The following is an 18,246-nucleotide window of genomic DNA, read 5'->3' as shown; positions in this document are numbered from 1 at the left end:
TCGTTCATTCGAACCAAGGAAGGTGAAAGGTATAGCTTGATGCTCTTTCGTTGCTGCTTACTTAGTATAACACAATCGGACGAGAAACGAATGTCCATGTTCATGGAAGCTCAGGCAGCTATGTGGCAAAACTGCCACTCGCCATTATCTCGCGATCTTCTGCTTCTCGCGAAGCGCGCGCTGAATGTCGCGCTGTGCGTCCCGCTTTGCCGCGGTTTCGCGCTTGTCGTACTGCTTCTTCCCTTTGCCCAGTCCCAGCAGCAGCTTGGCGTAGCCGTTGCGGATGTACACCTTGAGCGGCACCAGCGTGTAGCCTTCCTGCTTGGCATGACCCAGCAGCTTGGCAATTTCGGCCTTCTTCATGAGCAGCTTGCGCGCTCTGGTCGGGTCGGACGGATTGCTCCGGTTCCCCTGTTCGAACGGGCTGATGTGCATGTTATGGACAAAAGCTTCGCCATTACGAATCGTCGAAAAGCTGTCGGACAAGTTCGCTTTGCCTGCACGCAAGGATTTGATCTCCGTTCCGGTCAAAACGATGCCGCACTCATACGTATCTTCAATAAAGTAGTCATGTGACGCCTTCTTGTTCTGGGCGAGCACTTTGCCATCGGCCTTCTTCGTTGCCACCGCGGGATCCTCCTTCCGCAACTCACGCGGAAAAAAGCATGCGTGAACTTGCTACAATGTGCAACCTATTGTAGCAAGTTCACGGCGGAAATGCAAGAAGCGGCGACTATTTCCGCCGCTTCTTGCCACCGCCGCTCCCGCCGCCCGTTCCACGGCGGCGGCCGCTCTTGGCGAGCGCGTTCACGCCGCTCGCCCAATCGCCCGCGCTGCCCGCCGCGGGCGAGGCGCCAACACCCGCCAGGGCTTCGCCCCCTAGCGAAATGCCACTGCGGCGGCCACCGCCTTTACCGGCTTTGCCGCCCTTCGCGCTCTCGGCGCCGCCAGCTCGCGCACCGCCGCCCTTGCCGGGCTTGCCTGCGGCCCGGGCCCCGGCTTTCCCGCCACCGCCGGCAAAGCTGCCTGCCTTGCCGCCTTTGCCGCCTTTGCCACCGCGGGCAAAGCCCGCCTTGTCCCCGCCGCGCACAAAATTCGCCTTGCCGCTGCCGCGCGGCTTCATGTCGACCATCTCAAAATCGACGGTCCGCTCGTCCATGTTCACCCGCGCCACGCGCACCTTGGCGCCGTCGCCGATGCGGTAAATTCGCGACGTACGCTCACCAATGAGAGCGTGCTGCATTTCATGATAGTGGTAATAATCGTCCGTCAAATCGCTTAAACGGATCAAACCTTCAACGGTATTATCCAGCTCGACGAAAATGCCGAAATTGGTAACGGACGAGATAATACCTTCGAATTCCTCGCCGATTTTGTCCAGCATGTACTCGGCTTTTTTCAACGCTTCCGTTTCCCGTTCGGCTTCGACAGCTACCCGCTCGCGTTCGGACGATTGCCGCGCGATGTCGTCCATGCGCCCGGCCAGCGATTCGTGGCGCTGATCCGGCAGCACTCCGACTGCCAGCACTTCCCGAATGACCCGATGAATGATCAAGTCCGGGTACCGCCGAATCGGCGAGGTGAAGTGCGAGTAAAACTCGGCCGCCAGCCCAAAATGGCCCAAGCTCTGGGCATCGTAGCGCGCCTGCTTCATCGAACGAAGCATCACTTTGCTGATCACGGTTTCTTCCGCAGAGCCGCGAATTTCTTCCAGCAGGGATTGCAGCGCCCGCGGGTGTACCGTATTGCCTTTCCCTCTAACCACATAGCCGAAATTCGTAATGAATTCCATAAAATGCATCAGCTTCTCCGCATCCGGATCTTCATGAATCCGATACAGGAACGGCACTTTCAGCCAATGAAAATGCTCCGCTACCGTTTCATTCGCGGCAAGCATGAATTCCTCGATCATCATCTCGGCAATCGATCGTTCGCGTTTGACGATATCGGTCGGCTTGCCTTCGGCATCGACCAAAATTTTCGATTCCTCAAAATCGAAATCGATCGCCCCGCGCTTCATCCTTCTGCCGCGCAGCTTCATGGCCAGCTCTTCCATCAGCTTGAAATCTTCCAGCAAGTACTCGTAACGCTCCAGAAGCTCAGGCTCGACTTCCTCATCCGTCAAAAGCTTGCGCACGTTGGTATACGTCATTCGTTCGCTTGTACAAATCACACTGGTAAAAATATCGTGCCTAACCACCTGCAAATTCTCGTCGAATTCCATCTCACAGGACATCGTCAGCCGGTCCACACGCGGGTTCAGCGAGCAGATGCCGTTGGACAGCCGGTGAGGCAGCATCGGAATGACACGGTCCGTCAAATAAACTGAGCAGCCGCGATTATACGCTTCCCGATCGAGCGCTGAACCTTCTCTGACATAGTAGCTGACGTCGGCAATGTGCACGCCCAGCAAGTAGTTGCCGTTATCCAGCCGTTCGACGTTCACCGCATCGTCCAAATCTTTGGCATCTTCCCCGTCGATGGTCACAATGCGCTTGCCGCGCAGATCCCTGCGGCCTTGAAGCTCCTCTTCGCTGATCGCATCCGGGGCGGCATCCGCCTCCAGAATCACTTCTTCAGGAAAAGCCTCCGGCAGCTGAAATTTGCGGACAATCGCCAAAATATCGACGCCCGGATCGTCTTTATGGCCGAGAATCTCAATGACTTCCCCTTCAGCCGCAGCCCGGCCTTCCGGATAGCTGACAAGCTTGACGACTACCTTTTGCCCTGTAACCGCCCCCATGAACGCATGCTGAGGTATAAAAACATCCCGTGTCATCCGTTTATCATCCGGCACTACGAACGCATACGTTTCCTGACTCTGAAAAGTTCCGACGATCTGCGTGTTCGCACGGGATACTACCCGCACGACCTCGCCTTCCATCCGGCCGCCTCCCTGGCTTTTGGATGTAACCCGGACAAGAATCATATCCCCGTTCATCGCCGTATTCATATCGTTGGCGTGTATGTACACGTCAGGGTGATCCCGGTCGTCGGGAATGAGAAAGCCGAAGCCTTTCGCATGCGCTTGCAGCTTGCCGCGAATTAAATTCATTCGTTCCGGCACGCCATAACGGTCGTTGCGGGTCCTCAAAATCAATCCTTCCTGCTCCAAATGGTTTAAAATTTTCAAAAACTCTTTAAATTCGTTGGCATTCCCAACGCCAAAATGCTTTTCGAGCTCCTGATAAGTCATCGGTTTATAGGCCATTTCCTGCATAAAGCTCAAAATTTCTTTTTCTGTTATCATGTATTGTTCACCTTCTTGTAATTTTCACGGATAAGCTTCCTGCTTGCCGGGCTGCAGCTTCAGAGACCGGATAAATGAAGAAATGTCCTCATAAATCTTGTCTCTTTCTTGATCCAGCAGCATTCCGTGGGACGACTGCGGATAGTAATGCACTTCTTTGATTGCCGAATTTATTTTCTTATACAAAAATGCGGCGCTTCGGTGCAGGACGACGGCGTCCATGGCTCCTTGTCCGATCCATACCGGCGCAGCTACCCGGGGGAGCAGCTTTTTCGCCTGCTTCATTAGTTTACGCAAACTGACTATGGAACGAATCGGCGTTTTGGTATACGCACATGACTCATCCAGCAGCGTAGGGATGTTCTTGGGCTTCTTTTCCACATAGGTGATAAAATGCTGCAGCATGACCGCAAGCGCTGTCTTCCGGGTTGCCAGATATACCGGAGCAGCCAGCGATACGATGCCTGCGGCATTCCGCTCTGCGGCCAGCATGAATGCGAGCAGCCCGCCCATCGAATGGCCTACGACTACAACATGGCTGCACTGCGAGGCCAGCTCGTCATAGCTTGCTTGCACGTGCCCATACCAATCCGTCCATTCGGTTCGCAGCATCTCTTCCGGCGAAGTGCCGTGGCCCGGCAGCCGAATCGCATGAATCGTGTACCCCTGATCCTGCAAATAATAGCCGATTCTTCGAAACTCCGACGGCGTTCCCGTAAAGCCGTGAATCATTAAAATTCCGGTTTGCCCGTTCGCCCCGCTGCCCTGCCAGAGGAAGGGCTCCGTCGATTTATATATTCTATTCTCGCCCATTTTTCTCCGTTGCACTCCTGCACACATAGACTTTCGTTGTAAAATGAAAAAACAGCAGGAGTAATGTTCCCCTGCTGTTATCGTTTTATGTGTGCTAAGCTTTCACTACGTAAGCTACGACAATGGAGAGAATGAAAAATGCGGCAGCAAGCCCCATCGTGAAACGGGACAAGAACAGCTCTAAACCGCGCGCTTTTTGCTTGCCGAACAAATGCTCCGCACCGCCGGAAATAGCGCCGGACAACCCCGCACTTTTACCCTTTTGCAGCAATACGATGCAAATTAATCCGATTGAAGCTATGATCAACAAAACCTTGAATAAGATTACCATGTTAGCACCCCAATAGCCTGATCTTTGCCTATACATTCAGCATGAGTATTTTAACATAGTTCGTCCAAGATTACAATTCCTTTCCTAATTCCGGTAGGAAGCTGCCGGCGATTGCGGGTGATTCGCTCTGTTTCCCCTGCGGCCCAAAAATGCCTGAACGGCCTGTTTTGCGCACCATAAGGAAAACAACAAGAAAAACGCGGCCCATACGATAGCAGGCACACCCGTATAAAGGGCCAGGTTTGTAGCATCGCCTGCCGCACGCGCATTTCTCCATGCATACAGCACCAGCGATAACGGCCCGAACACCGATTCCTCCAGGCAAAGGAAAGCGAGCAGCAAATAATAGATGTCCCGCAGCCATTTGGGAGCTAACGCCAGGGCAAGTACGGTTATGGCGATCAAGCCGATAATAAACGTAATGCCGAACGCGTTCCGCACGAACAGCACTAAAGAAATCACGGCCAACACTGTCATCACTTGAAGTCCCAATCGCTGCTTCCCTCTGGCATAAGCCGAGAATAAAAACCAGGTGAACAAGGATGCCGTCGTATAACCGGCGAGCGCAACCGGAACAATCGACCACGACTTCGTGATTAAAGAGTGCGTAACCCCGCTGTGGTTGGCGTAAAGCTCGATATACTGCACTTTCCCTGAAAGCGCAAGCGTGACGGCGGCATGGCCGAACTCATGAACCATCGTATCCAAATTGCGAAAAAAAGAAGAGGGGATCCAATGAGTCAGCAAAGCGGAACCTATCAAAAATAAAATAGTCTTCACCCAATTGCTCATCGTGCAACCCCCTCCCGGTATTAAATTATGTGAAGCGAAGCGAAATTATTTGAAGTTTTTCAGGTTGTAGAATGCTTTCTTCCCTGCGTATTGAGCTACGGAGTGCAGCTCGTCTTCGATGCGAAGCAGTTGGTTGTACTTCGCTACGCGGTCCGTACGGGAAGGAGCGCCTGTTTTGATTTGGCCGGCGTTGGTAGCAACGGCGATGTCAGCGATTGTGCTGTCTTCGCTCTCACCGGAACGGTGGGAGATAACCGCTGTGTAACCTGCGCGTTTTGCCATTTCGATAGCGTCGAAAGTTTCGGTCAGCGTACCGATTTGGTTTACTTTAACCAAGATGGAGTTGCCGATGTTTTGCTCGATGCCTGTAGACAAACGGCTTGTGTTCGTTACGAACAGATCGTCGCCGACGAGTTGTACTTTGCCGCCCAGTTTCTCAGTCAGCAATTTCCAGCCTTCCCAATCGTCTTCGGAGCAGCCGTCTTCGATTGTGATGATCGGATATTTGTCGACCCATGCAGCAAGGAAGTCTACGAACTCGGCAGGAGTGTAGGATTTGCCTTCGCCTTCAAGGTGGTATTTACCGTCTTTGAAGAACTCCGTGGACGCAACGTCCATACCCAGGAACACGTCAACGCCCGGTTTGTAGCCTGCGCGCTCGATAGCGGCGATGATGGTCAGGATGGCGTCTTCGTTGGAGCTCAGGTTCGGAGCGAATCCGCCCTCGTCGCCAACTGCCGTGTTCAGGCCTTTTTCTTTCAGAACGGATTTCAGGTTGTGGAAAATTTCCGCGCCGATGCGAAGCGCTTCTTTGAAGTTGGCTGCGCCTACTGGCAGAACCATGAACTCTTGAACGTCGACGTTGTTGTCGGCATGCGCGCCGCCGTTGATGATGTTCATCATCGGAACAGGCAAAGTTTTCGCGTTGAATCCGCCCAGGTATGTGTACAGAGGCACGTCCAAAGCGTCGGCAGCCGCGCGGGCTACAGCCATGGAAACGGCCAGAATTGCGTTAGCGCCCAATTTCGCTTTGTTCGGAGTTCCGTCCAGCTCGATCATTTTGCTGTCGATGCCGACTTGGTCCAGAGCGTCCAATCCGATAATTTCCGGAGCGATGATTTCGTTCACGTTCTCAACGGCTTTCAGAACGCCTTTGCCGAGGTAACGGGCTTTGTCTCCGTCGCGAAGCTCAACGGCTTCGTATGCGCCTGTGGAAGCGCCTGAAGGCACAATTGCGCGGCCGAAAGCGCCGGATTCGAGGTATACTTCCACCTCAACAGTCGGATTGCCGCGGGAGTCAAGAACTTCGCGAGCGTAAACGTCAGAAATAATAGTCATCGTTGATAACACTCCTTTTATGTTGGTTAGTATGATTATCGCTTGATGATGGTGGAACCCGTCATCTGCTCAGGCTGCTGTACTTGCAGGAAGTCCAGCATCGTCGGGGCGATATCCGCCAAAATTCCGCCATCTCTTAGTGTAACAGATTTGTCCGTAACAATAAAAGGCACCGGATTTGTCGTATGCGCCGTGTTCCGCGTTCCGTCCGGATTCGTCACAACGTCCGCATTGCCGTGGTCGGCGGTGATGCACACGACGCCGCCTTTGGCCAAGATCGCTTCGACGACTTTGCCCAAGCACTCGTCTGTAGCTTCGATAGCTTTCACCGTAGGCTCCAGAAGCCCGGAGTGGCCGACCATGTCAGGGTTGGCAAAGTTCAGGATAATGACATCCTGGCGCTCCGCTTCAATTTCCTTCACAGCCGCTTCCGCCACTTCGTACGCGCTCATTTCAGGCTGCAGGTCGTAAGTAGCGACCTTCGGCGAAGGAATGAGAATGCGGGTCTCGCCCGGCAGTTCCACATCGCGCCCGCCGCTGAAAAAGAACGTCACGTGCGGATATTTTTCCGTCTCGGCAATGCGCAGCTGCTTCAGATTGTTCTGGGCCAGCACTTCGCCAAGCGTGTTGTCGAGATCTTTAGGTTTATACGCGACAAAGCCGTCTACGGATTCGCTGAACAAAGTCAGGCACACGTAGTAAAGATTACGAGGAGCTTTGTCCCCGCGGTCAAACCCGCGGAAATCCTCGTTCGTAAACACTTGCGAAAGCTGGATGGCCCGGTCGGGACGGAAGTTGAAGAAGACGACCGCGTCGCCGGACTCCACGAGCCCTACCGGTTTGCCGTCAGCGCCTACGATGACGGTCGGCATGACGAACTCGTCGAAGACCGACTTTTCATACGAATCGATGATCGCTTGCATCGGATCGGTATAAGTCGGGCCTTCGCCGTAAACCATCGCGCGGTACGATTTTTCCGTACGCTCCCAGCGCTTGTCGCGGTCCATCGCGTAGTAGCGGCCTTGCACGGTGGCAACTTTGCCTACGCCGACTTCCGCGATTTTGTGCTGCAAGCTTTCCATGTACTTTTTCGCCGAATCCGGAGCCACGTCGCGGCCGTCCAGGAAAGCGTGAATGTACACTTCTTCAAGCTGCTCTTTTTTCGCGAGATCGAGCAGTGCGAACAAATGCTGAATGTGGCTGTGCACGCCGCCGTCGGAGAGCAGCCCGTACAGGTGCAGCTTCTTCCCGGTCGATTTGGCGTGGCGAACGGCGCCGAGCAGCGTCTCGTTATCGAAAAATTCGCCGTCGCGAATCGATTTGGAAATCCGGGTCAGGTCCTGATACACGGTACGTCCCGCTCCGATATTCAGGTGCCCTACCTCGGAATTCCCCATCTGTCCTTCCGGCAAACCTACGGCTTCGCCGCTTGCGATTAAGGTCGTATGCGGATAAGTCGACCAGTAACGGTCGTAGTTGGGCTTTTTCGCGTGTGCGACCGCATTGCCCTGCTCCTCCGAACGAAGCCCGAAGCCGTCGAGAATGATCAGCGCTACCGGTTTCGGTCTGGACATCTTACTTCGCCCCCTCGACGAGCTGGATGTAGGAAGCAGGCTCCAGGCTCGCTCCGCCTACAAGCGCGCCGTCAATGTCAGGCTGTGCCATGTACTCGGCAATGTTGTTCGGTTTCACGCTGCCGCCGTACTGAATGCGAACCGCATCCGCCACGGAAGCCCCGTACAAACCGCTCACCAGTTGGCGAATATAACCGATTACGTCTTGAGCGTCTTCCGCTGTGGAAGATTTGCCCGTACCGATCGCCCAGATCGGCTCGTAAGCGATAACGACTTTAGCCGCTTGCTCCGCGCTAAGGCCTTGGAAAGCCGCCTCTGTCTGCACTTTGCAAACTTCTTTGGTTTGACCCGCTTCGCGCTCTTCCAGCTTCTCGCCTACGCACAGAATCGGCGTCAAGCCGTGTTTGAATGCCGCTTGAACCTTTTTGTTCACGATCTCGTCGGTTTCGGCAAAATACGCTCTGCGCTCGGAGTGTCCGATAATGACATATTCTACGCCCAGCTCTTTCAGCATAACGCCGCTGATTTCGCCGGTGAATGCGCCGTTATCTTCGAAGTGCAGGTTTTGCGCACCGATATGGAGGGTTGTGCCTTTAACGGCTTCAACCAGAGCGGGAAGGTTCGTGAACGGGGAGCAGATTACGCTCTCTACGCCGTCTACTTCCGCCCCGCCTTTCACTTCGTTTACAAAACTGACCGCTTCGGAAACGGTCTTGAACATTTTCCAGTTGCCTGCGATAATCGGTTTTCTCATCGAAAGATCCTCCCTTATTTATCGTTCAGAGCCACAACGCCCGGCAGTGCTTTGCCTTCCATGAACTCCAGGGAAGCTCCGCCGCCTGTCGAGATGTGGTCCATTTTGTCAGCCAGATGGAATTTCTCAGCAGCCGCCGCGGAATCTCCACCGCCGATAACCGTGTAGCCGGAAGTGGCAGCGCAAGCTTCAGCTACAGCGCGGGTGCCGTGGGAGAAAGGCTCGATTTCGAACACGCCCATCGGTCCGTTCCAAACGATCAGTTTGGATTTTGCAATGACGTCCGCATAAATTTCACGGGTTTTCGGCCCGATGTCGATGCCTTCCCATTCAGCAGGGATGCCATCCACCGGAACGATTTGCGTGTTCGCGTCGGGTCCGAATTTGTCGGCGACTACGATATCGACCGGAAGCAGGAAGTTCACGCCTTTTTCTTTCGCTTTGGCAATAAAACCGAGCGCCAGGTCAAGCTTCTCGTTGTCCACGAGAGATTTGCCGATCTCGTTCCCTTGCGCTTTCAGGAATGTATAGGACAAGCCTCCGCCGATGATCACGTTGTCTGCAATGTTCAGCAAGTTGTTGATCACATCGATTTTGTCTTTCACTTTCGCGCCGCCGACAATCGCGGTAAAAGGACGCTCCGGATTGTTCAGCGCTTTGCCGAGCACATCCAGTTCTTTTTCCATCAAAAGACCGGATACGGCCGGCAGATGATGTGCGATGCCTTCCGTGGAGGCGTGAGCGCGATGAGCCGCACCGAACGCGTCGTTCACGTACAGATCGGCCAATTCGGCAAAAGCTTTCGCCAGAGCGGGATCGTTCTTCTCTTCGCCTTCGTAGAAACGAACGTTTTCAAGCAGCAGCACATCGCCGTCTTTCAGCGCAGCGACTTGCGCTTTAACTGCTTCACCGATCGCCTCGTCGGCTTTCGCTACCGGCTTGCCAAGTAATTCAGCCAGTCTTGCGGCAACCGGAGTCAGACGAAGCTCTTCGGCCACTTGACCCTTCGGACGTCCAAGGTGGCTCGCCAAAATGACTTTTGCGCCTTTTTCAATCAGGAATTTGATTGTAGGCAGCGTTTCTCTGATCCGGGTATCGTCTGTGATTTGACCGTTTTCCAGAGGTACGTTGAAATCTACGCGAACAAACACTTTTTTGCCGGATACTTCAACATCGCGGACACTTTTTTTATTCATGGAACAGGCCTCCCGAGCGGTTTTTTGGTAACAATCACACACAAAGAGGAGAATCGCTTCTCCTCTTCAAGTGTCTACAAGTGTGCTGATTATGAATTACAGACCTTTGCTTGCGATGAAAGCGGCAAGGTCAACGACACGGTTGGAGTAGCCCCACTCGTTGTCGTACCAGGAAACCACTTTCAGCATGTTGTCGCCAACTACCATTGTGGACAGGGCATCGATCGTGGAGGAAGCAGGATCTCCGTTGTAGTCGCTGGATACAAGAGGCTCGTCGGAGTAGTTCAGGATGCCTTTCAGAGCGCCTTGAGCCGCTGCTTTCAGAGCTGCGTTCACTTCGTCTACAGTTACGTTGACTTTTGTTTCTACAACCAGGTCCGTAACGGATACGTTAGGCGTAGGAACACGCATAGCCATACCGTTCAGTTTGCCTTTCAGTTCTGGCAGAACAAGGCCGATCGCTTTAGCTGCGCCAGTGCTGGAAGGGATGATGTTCTCAGCGGCTGCGCGGGCACGGCGAAGGTCTTTGTGCGGCAGGTCAAGCACGGATTGGTCGTTCGTGTAGGAGTGAACAGTAGTCATCATACCTTTAACGATACCGAATTGATCGTTGATCACTTTCGCGAACGGAGCCAAGCAGTTAGTCGTACAAGAAGCGTTGGAGATTACAGTGTGTGCAGCAGGATCGTATTTATCTTCGTTAACGCCAAGAACGATTGTAATATCTTCGTCAGTTGCAGGAGCGGAGATGATTACTTTCTTAGCGCCGCCTTTCAGGTGAAGGGAAGCTTTTTCTTTCGCTGTGAAAATACCGGTAGATTCAACAACGATTTCAGCGCCTACGGAAGCCCAAGGCAGGTTTCCAGGGTCGCGCTCAGCGAATACTTTGATGGAACGGCCATTCACGATCAGTTCGCCTTCGCCAGCTTCTACAGTAGCGTTAAGTTTGCCGTGAGTTGTGTCGTACTTGAGCAAGTGAGCCAATGTTTTTACGTCTGTCAGATCGTTTACTGCCACGATTTGAACTTCAGTGCTGTTCAGAGCTGCGCGGAACACGTTGCGTCCAATACGTCCGAAACCGTTAATACCTACTTTTACCATAGCGAATTCCTCCTAAGATTTAAAAATTATATGGTCAAGACGGTCAAAAAGACACGTCATGATGGCATTTGTGGGGCATGCTTCATAATTTCCAGCGCGGCGGCTTCATCCGTCACGAGCACGTCTTCCTGGCCGTGAAGCAGTACTGAAGCGATCGCTTCCCCCTTGCTCTTGCCGCCTGCGACGCCGATGACGACTTCAACGCGCTGAATGTCTTCCAGCCTGAGGCCGACTGTAGCCATCTTGTGGACGACATTTCCTTGCCGGTCAAAATAATAGCCGAACGCTTCGGCCAAAGCTCCTTCTTCCTGCAAGCTTTGCGTCGTCCGGGCATCCACCTTGCGCCTGCGGGCCATGACCATAGCTTCTCCGATTCCGTGTACGACGATGCGGCAGCTGCGCACGACGTCGACAACCTCCTGGATCTGCGGGTCCTGGATCAAAGTCTGATAAGCTTCTTCGCCCAAATGGTCGGGCACATGCAAAAGCCTGTATTTGCCGCCTGTCTTTTTGGCCATAATGGATGCGATGGTGTTCGCCTGCATATCCACGCTCTCGCCGAGTCCGCCCCGGGCCGGTACGAACCAACTGCCCTTCATGCGCGACGAGATCGTCAAATGGTTCGCAACCTGCGCCATCGTCGATCCGCCTGTTACAGCAATGACATCGTCTTTGGCGACGTGTTTGCGCAAAGCGGCCGCTCCTGCCCGTCCAAGCTCCTTCTTCGTGAAGGCGGAGACGTCCGAATCGCCGGGCACGACGATTACCTGGGCGATTTGAAACGCCCGGCTGATGCTCTCTTCCAGGTCGGTCAGACCGAAAGCGGCTTTAATGATCGGTTCCATCTTCTCCAGAAGCCGGTGGCCGGATTCGCTGACCTTCATGCCGGTGGCATCCGTCTCCAGCAGGCCCAGCTCCTTGAGGAACTCGACCTCGCCGCGCAGGACGCGCTCCGTCATATCGAGCGAGCTGGCCAGCGTTCTTCTCCCTACGACACCGGAAACAAGGATGTGGCGCAGAATCGAGTAACGTTTTTTCATAACATCCATGAGGTCCGGCAAGAGCTGCTTTTGAATGTCAAGGATTTCTCTCATATGACGATCACAACGCTCCTGCTCCATTGATTGGACGTTTTATGTCCCGGGTATGCATTTTTCGTCCCACCCGAGCAAAAAAAATTGAGTACTGCCAGTACTTCAAATTCGGTAAGTCTTTAACTTGAATCGCACATTGTCGAGATATATCGTTCCGTGCATTATTATTATAACCAATTGCTTTGTCAGATTCAACAATTGTTCAAATATTTTTGCCTTTTTTTACTGAAAGCATTTTCAGTCTTGCTTTTTTTTATTCGGTGTCATATAATAACCCTTGCTTCACTAAATTTCAATTGCATGCGCCCGTGGTCCAATGGATATGACGTAGGCCTCCGGAGCCTGAGATAGGGGTTCGATTCCCTTCGGGCGCGCCAACACGAACGAAGATCAGTTGCGAAACTGATTTTTTTTGATTATAAGTTTGACCTTTCTTGACCTTTGTTTGTTTTTTCGGTATCATACTAGTTAACAACGAGTTCGTTTGAAAATGTTCCCTTTCGTATTAAGAAAGGCGCAGACTTTTTAAACATTCTCTTGGCCATACTGTAAGTAGTATTTCCATTTGAAACCATTGTACCCATCGAAGGAGGTAATTCTCATGAGTTTTATCCCTATGGTCGTTGAACAGGACGCCCGCGGCGAAAGAGGCTATGATATCTATTCCCGTTTGCTGAAGGACCGCATCATTTTCCTCGGTACCGGCGTAAACGATGTCGTCGCGAACTCCATTATTGCCCAGCTTCTTTTCCTGGCCGCACAAGACCCTGACAAAGATATCAGCCTTTACATCAATAGCCCAGGCGGTTCCATTACAGCAGGGATGGCCATCTACGATACGATGCAGTTCATCAAGCCGGACGTTTCCACGATCTGCGTGGGCATGGCCGCTTCCATGGGCGCATTCTTGCTGACGGCCGGCGCCAAAGGCAAACGCTACGCGCTTCCTAACAGCGAAGTGATGATCCATCAGCCGCTCGGCGGTGCGGAAGGTCAAGCTTCCGATATCGAGATCCGCGCGAAACGCATCCTCAAAATGCGCGACAACCTGAACAAAATTCTTGCCGAGCGCAGCGGCCAGCCGCTGGAGCGCATCGAGAAGGATACGGACCGCGACTACTTCATGAGCGCTGCGGAAGCGGCGGAATACGGACTTATCGACAAAGTCATCGAGCGCGTGTAACGCCATCCGCTCAAAACAACAAAAAACCAGCCTTCCCGAACGCTTCCGGGCGCTCAGGGGCTGTTTTTTTTATGCTTACTTTTTATCTTCCATAGGGTAGAAAATCAGATCGATCGGGAACGCCGATCCCGCCGGAGGCGTGAACTCGATATCCAGGGAATCTTCGCTTCCCGTGGTCCGGGCCAGCAGCGTCAAACCGTCGAACGCCGTGACTACGCCGGAATACGGAACGGGAATCATTTCTCCGTTCACCTTGAACGGGCCTTTGAACACGCCGCCTTTGGCCATCATCATGACCGCCATTTTGCGCGGCTTGTTGATATGCATTTTGTACACGACGCCGTAGTTGCCGCCGTTATCCACGTTTTCCTTGCGCATCACATCGTAGCCTTTGACGAACGGGTCGGTTTTGTTGTCTCCGATCGATACCACCGATGTTTTGGTAAAGGATGAAGCATCTATATCCCAATTAATCTGGGAGACCGGGAACGTTCCCCGCACATGGCCGGTGTAAGGCAGCAGCGGAAGATCTTTCAACGAGTTCGTGGACAGCTTCTCGGTAACGGCAAAAGACATTTGCAGTTCCCCATCGGTTTCCACGTCGTAGAACAAGTTCACGCCTTGACCCGGATAAAAATCGGGAAGCTTCGCGTAAACATACGTTTGATGCGGCGGAATGGTCAGCTTTTGATCATACACATTGTTTAGCAAAAAGTCCACGGAAGCTTCGCTTCCAATCAAATTCGCATATACGGAAGGGTATACTTCGCCTTTGTTCGTCGTTTTGATCGTAACGGCTTGGTCCGTATTGTTGGTGGCGAAAATCGCCATCGTCATCTTTTGCTTCGTGCCGTTAATGTGATCGGCATACAAGCGCGCTTTTCCGTTGATGTTATCCTGATACAAAATCCCTCTCTCGGTAAACTCTTCGGGACTGTCGCTAACCAGAAGCTTGCGGTCGGTCTCTTGCGTCACCTTCTTGGTCAAAGCCGGCATTTGGTTAAAATGCGCCCAGATGATGCCCCAGTCCGCTTTGATCGAGCTGCCGATCGGCTTGGTGTAAATCGGATACTCGAACTCGCTCAAATACTGCTGGTCGACGACTGTGACGTAGCTTTTGAACTCCTTGCTCACATGTCCATGGGCATCGGCCACCGTCAAGGATACCGGATACTTGCCCGGTTGGAAAAAGGCTTCCTGCTTCCCTTTCCAGTTGTAAGATACAAGGCCTTCCGCATCCGGATCGTAACTCAGGTCGACGTATTTGACAGGCTCTCCGAGCCGGTACGAAGCCTTCGCCGTTGTAAACTTGGCGACAGGTGTGGAGTTGCTGTCCCGATCTACATAAACACCCTCAGCCGCAGGAAACGAAATGATTTCCACCCGGCGGAGCTCGCCGTTGTACGTATATTTGGCCCCCATATAGTCCGCTACCCATGTCAGCTTCACCAGCAGCTTGCCATTCACGATTGAAGCAACTTTATCAAAAGGGGTATCGACGCCGTTGATCGTCACTTTCTTGTTGTCGACATCCAGTACGATATCGTAACCTGATGGTGTCATATGAATCGTCCGGGTCGCGTCGCTCCACTCGACTTTGAATCCCATCGAATCGCCGAGGAATTTGGCGGGAACGAACGTGCTGCCGTCAATAATCGTGGCCGGGGCGTCCAATTGCACCTGCTCGCTGTTCACAAATGCATCCGTCTTGTCCAAATACAACAGGATCATGGAGGCGCTTGCGGAAACCGCACCGGCTACAGGCGCTATTGCAATGCTCGACACAAACATAACCAGCGCCAGCAGCAGGGTAAGCTCTTTCTTGAACTGTTTCATCTTCTGACTCCTTTTGTCCGATAAGTAAGTGAAAATGGCAAAAAGCCTTTTCCTTCTTTAGTCACGTTAATTAGACGCGCGCATCAAGAGAAAGGTTTCTCACATTCACAAGTTGTTAACAATTTTGCCACGAAATTAGCTGATAAAGGAAATTGGGCGAACGGCCCGGCGGAAACATATATTCCTTCGAAATGACAGGCGCCGGCCACTCTTGGCCGGCCGCTTGCGCAATCGGGAAGGAGACAGCTTGGCGTGAAAAAACCTGCGAAAGTGCAGGTTTTCCCTGTGGAATTGACTTATTTTGGACAAAAACCTGCAAAAGTACAGGAATTATCACCGAAAGTGAATCTGAGCCCACGTATTCGGTGAAAAGCCTGCACTTTTGCAGGAATTCTTCGCGGCCAGCGATCAAGGACGCAAATTCATGTATTTTTGCAGGTTTTCTTCGTGCAGCCTGGCAGATTGCGGCTATCGCCTCTGACGCTGCGGGGGGTCTTGGGCAGCCTGATTTTTGCAGGCTTTCTACGCAGCACGGCCAGGCGGATTACGCAATCGACTCCGCCCCCTCGCATCTTTGAGCAACTAAGGTAAAAACGCAAAAAAGCTTCCCCGAGAGGAAGCCTTCGTTCGAATTATTGGTTCTCCAATTCTTCTTTGCTGACCAATGTGACTAAAGCGTTTACAGCCTGCTCGGCGTCCGAACCTTCCGCACTTATGAAAACTTCGGTCCCTGTGCTGATGGCGAGGCTCATAATACCCATGATGCTCTTCGCATTTACTTTCTTTTCATCTTTTTCAACAAAGATTTCCGATGAAAATTTATTCGCCTCTTGAACAAACAATGCCGCAGGTCTGGCATGAAGTCCCGTTCTCAACTTCACAACGACTGGCCGTCTGGACATGGAACTAATTCCCCCTACTCAAGCTTATATGAAATACTGTCGAATACATCTCATTACCCTATGTTAAAACATTATAGCATTTTTCGCGGAAGTACACTAGAAAAATTGAGAAAAACTTGCGAATTAGCTGTTTGGTTGTGTCGTACTTACGAATTTCGCAGTTTTTCGGCTAATTCATCTATTTTTCGAAGGCGATGATTCACGCCCGACTTGCTGACGCTGCCTTTTAGCATATCGCCGACTTCCTTCAGGTTCATATCCGGATGCTGCAGCCTGATTTCGGCGACTTCCCGCAGCTTCTCCGGCAAGTTCTCGAGGCCGACTTCCCTTTGCAGCAGTCGGATGTTGTCGATCTGCCTGACGGCCGCGCCGATCGTCTTGTTCAGGTTTGCCGTTTCGCAATTCACGATACGGTTCACCGAATTGCGCATATCTTTCATAATGCGCACGTCCTCGAACCGCAGCAGCGCTTGATGAGCGCCGATGATGCTCAGGAATTCGATGATTTTCTCGCCTTCCTTGATGTAAAAGACGAACCCTTTTTTGCGCTCGATGAAGCGCGCATTGAGATCGAACTTGTTCGCCAACTGGCACAGCGCTTTGCAATGCTCTTCATAGATCGAGGCGATCTCCAGATGGTACGAGGAGCCCTCGGGGTTGTTAACCGAGCCGCCGGCCATAAATGCACCGCGCAAATACGCCCGTTTGCAGCAGTTGCCGCGGATAATTTCCCTTTCGATATCGGGCGTGAACAGAAAGCCCTCGGAGACGATTTTCAGGTCGCTCAGAAGCTCCTGCACTTGTCCGGGCACTCTGACGATGTACACGTTGTTCTTCTTGAGGCGCATTTTTTTGCGCACAAGCAGCTCCGTATGGAGGTGGTACGTCTTTTTCAGGAGGGTATAGATTCTCCTTGCGATGGCGGCGTTTTCGGTTGAAATGTCCAGGATGACGCGTTGATTAGACAACTGCACGGTGCCGTTCATACGGATCAGCGCCGACAGTTCCGCTTTTTCGCAGCACGCATCCGTTTCGATTAAAGTCAGTTCTTTTTTGGTTTGTGCCGCAAAGGACAAAGGTCTCACCTCTTCCTTAACATCCAGCTTTCGACGAGCTGATAAATATGGTCACTCAGCTTTTCAGCATCGTGGCGCAGGTAGGTACGGAACAGCACGAGCCGGTCGGCAATGACCTGGTACCCTCTCTTCGTCACTTCATCCAAATCGAGGTGGACGGCCTTGGAGCCCTGCTCCGCGTACTTGGCCTGAACCTGAGGCGGAATCTCGCCATTGTTGACGATGACATAGTCGAACAAATGGTGGCCCAAATGGCTGTGAATCGCGTCCAAATGGTCGCCGACCGAGTAATCGTCCGTTTCGCCCGGCTGCGTCATCACATTGCAGATGAACATTTTCACGGCGTCCGAGCTCATGATTTCCTGAGCGATTTGGGGAACCAGCAGATTGGGGAGTATGCTCGTGTACAAACTTCCCGGACCGCACAGAATCGCATCCGCCTGGCGAATGGCCTGCAGCGCCTCCTCCAGAGGAGCGACATCGGGAGGTTCGATCAATACGCGCTTGATCCGGCCCTGCGCCTTGGGGATTTTGGACTCGCCCTCGACCGTTGAGCCGTCTTCCATGACAGCTTTCAGCACAATCGCATGGCTGGATGCCGGCAGCACTCTGCCCTTGACCGCGAACACCCGGTTCATCTCTTTGACAGCGGTGACAAAGTCGCCTGTAATGTCCGTGAGAGCAGCCAGTATCAAATTCCCGAGACTGTGTCCGGCAAGCCCGGTTCCCGTCTGAAACCGGTACTGCAGCATTAAAGAAAGCAGAGGCTCCACATCGGCCAAAGCCGTCAGCACGTTGCGAATGTCGCCGGGTGGCGGCATCTGCATTTCCGCTCGGAGAATCCCAGAGCTCCCCCCGTCATCGGCGACTGTCACAATAGCCGTAATATCAACGGGCTTCTCTTTCAATCCTCTAAGCATAACCGAAAGCCCGGTGCCGCCGCCGATAACAACGATCTTGGGAACGCTCTGCAAGCTATCTCTTTTCATCTATACACCCTCTTAAA

The 18,246-nt window shown here is 52.8% G+C and carries 16 protein-coding genes and 1 tRNA gene; 2 read left to right on the top strand and 15 right to left on the bottom strand.

Features of this window, described 5'->3' with window-relative positions; all coding sequences use genetic code 11:
• Positions 1-144: 144 nt before the first annotated feature.
• The 11 genes from smpB to AC6RNO_RS06835 all read right to left on the bottom strand — a co-directional run bounded on the left by smpB (position 145) and on the right by AC6RNO_RS06835 (position 12,243).
• On the bottom strand, positions 145-627 hold the full coding sequence (gene smpB / locus AC6RNO_RS06885; protein ID WP_474682767.1) for an SsrA-binding protein SmpB: 483 nt from the start codon (positions 625-627) through the stop codon (positions 145-147).
• Positions 628-733: 106 nt separating this feature from the next.
• Positions 734-3,250: a ribonuclease R gene (gene rnr, locus AC6RNO_RS06880; RefSeq protein WP_497105030.1), complete on the bottom strand. Its 2,517-nt coding sequence runs from the start codon at positions 3,248-3,250 to the stop codon at positions 734-736.
• A gap of 24 nt (positions 3,251-3,274) precedes the next feature.
• Complete coding sequence (locus AC6RNO_RS06875) at positions 3,275-4,063, bottom strand: alpha/beta hydrolase (protein ID WP_474682769.1); 789 nt, start codon at positions 4,061-4,063, stop codon at positions 3,275-3,277.
• Positions 4,064-4,157: 94 nt separating this feature from the next.
• A complete protein-coding gene (secG, locus tag AC6RNO_RS06870; RefSeq protein ID WP_474682770.1) occupies positions 4,158-4,394 on the bottom strand; it encodes a preprotein translocase subunit SecG in 237 nt (78 codons plus the stop codon).
• 84 nt (positions 4,395-4,478) lie between these two features.
• A complete protein-coding gene (locus AC6RNO_RS06865; protein ID WP_474682771.1) occupies positions 4,479-5,186 on the bottom strand; it encodes a M50 family metallopeptidase in 708 nt (235 codons plus the stop codon).
• A gap of 45 nt (positions 5,187-5,231) precedes the next feature.
• Positions 5,232-6,524: a phosphopyruvate hydratase gene (gene eno, locus AC6RNO_RS06860; protein ID WP_488435786.1), complete on the bottom strand. Its 1,293-nt coding sequence runs from the start codon at positions 6,522-6,524 to the stop codon at positions 5,232-5,234.
• Between the two features lie 35 nt (positions 6,525-6,559).
• Positions 6,560-8,098, bottom strand: coding sequence for a 2,3-bisphosphoglycerate-independent phosphoglycerate mutase (gene gpmI, locus AC6RNO_RS06855; protein WP_488435785.1), 1,539 nt, complete (start codon positions 8,096-8,098; stop codon positions 6,560-6,562).
• A 1-nt stretch (position 8,099) separates the two neighbouring features.
• On the bottom strand, positions 8,100-8,852 hold the full coding sequence (tpiA, locus tag AC6RNO_RS06850) for a triose-phosphate isomerase (RefSeq protein WP_474682774.1): 753 nt from the start codon (positions 8,850-8,852) through the stop codon (positions 8,100-8,102).
• Between the two features lie 14 nt (positions 8,853-8,866).
• Positions 8,867-10,048, bottom strand: coding sequence for a phosphoglycerate kinase (locus AC6RNO_RS06845; protein WP_474682775.1), 1,182 nt, complete (start codon positions 10,046-10,048; stop codon positions 8,867-8,869).
• A 96-nt stretch (positions 10,049-10,144) separates the two neighbouring features.
• Positions 10,145-11,149, bottom strand: a complete 1,005-nt coding sequence (gap, locus tag AC6RNO_RS06840) for a type I glyceraldehyde-3-phosphate dehydrogenase (RefSeq protein WP_474682776.1) — start codon at positions 11,147-11,149, stop codon at positions 10,145-10,147.
• Positions 11,150-11,205: 56 nt separating this feature from the next.
• On the bottom strand, positions 11,206-12,243 hold the full coding sequence (locus AC6RNO_RS06835; RefSeq protein ID WP_497105029.1) for a sugar-binding domain-containing protein: 1,038 nt from the start codon (positions 12,241-12,243) through the stop codon (positions 11,206-11,208).
• A gap of 302 nt (positions 12,244-12,545) precedes the next feature.
• Here AC6RNO_RS06835 and AC6RNO_RS06830 point away from each other — a divergent pair.
• Both AC6RNO_RS06830 and clpP read left to right on the top strand, forming a co-directional pair.
• Positions 12,546-12,620 (top strand) — tRNA-Arg (locus AC6RNO_RS06830).
• Between the two features lie 224 nt (positions 12,621-12,844).
• The gene (gene clpP, locus AC6RNO_RS06825) at positions 12,845-13,426 is read left to right on the top strand and encodes an ATP-dependent Clp endopeptidase proteolytic subunit ClpP (RefSeq protein ID WP_235119401.1); all 582 of its coding nucleotides are present in this window, start codon (positions 12,845-12,847) and stop codon (positions 13,424-13,426) included.
• A gap of 75 nt (positions 13,427-13,501) precedes the next feature.
• Here clpP and AC6RNO_RS06820 read toward each other — a convergent pair whose 3' ends face one another.
• The 4 genes from AC6RNO_RS06820 to mgfK all read right to left on the bottom strand — a co-directional run bounded on the left by AC6RNO_RS06820 (position 13,502) and on the right by mgfK (position 18,229).
• Positions 13,502-15,262, bottom strand: coding sequence for a copper amine oxidase N-terminal domain-containing protein (locus AC6RNO_RS06820; protein WP_488435782.1), 1,761 nt, complete (start codon positions 15,260-15,262; stop codon positions 13,502-13,504).
• Between the two features lie 632 nt (positions 15,263-15,894).
• Positions 15,895-16,164: an HPr family phosphocarrier protein gene (locus tag AC6RNO_RS06815; RefSeq protein WP_028555561.1), complete on the bottom strand. Its 270-nt coding sequence runs from the start codon at positions 16,162-16,164 to the stop codon at positions 15,895-15,897.
• 146 nt (positions 16,165-16,310) lie between these two features.
• Positions 16,311-17,240 carry a DNA-binding protein WhiA gene (whiA, locus tag AC6RNO_RS06810; RefSeq protein ID WP_474682779.1) on the bottom strand — a complete coding sequence of 310 codons (930 nt, stop codon included), beginning with the start codon at positions 17,238-17,240 and terminating at the stop codon, positions 16,311-16,313.
• A gap of 5 nt (positions 17,241-17,245) precedes the next feature.
• Positions 17,246-18,229, bottom strand: a complete 984-nt coding sequence (mgfK, locus tag AC6RNO_RS06805; protein ID WP_474682780.1) for a gluconeogenesis morphogenetic factor MgfK — start codon at positions 18,227-18,229, stop codon at positions 17,246-17,248.
• Positions 18,230-18,246 lie beyond the last annotated feature (17 nt).

The organism is Paenibacillus sp. sgz302190 (assembly GCF_059820445.1).
The sequence above is the reverse complement of the archived record's forward strand: the minus strand, read 5'-3'. Positions and strand labels throughout refer to the sequence as shown.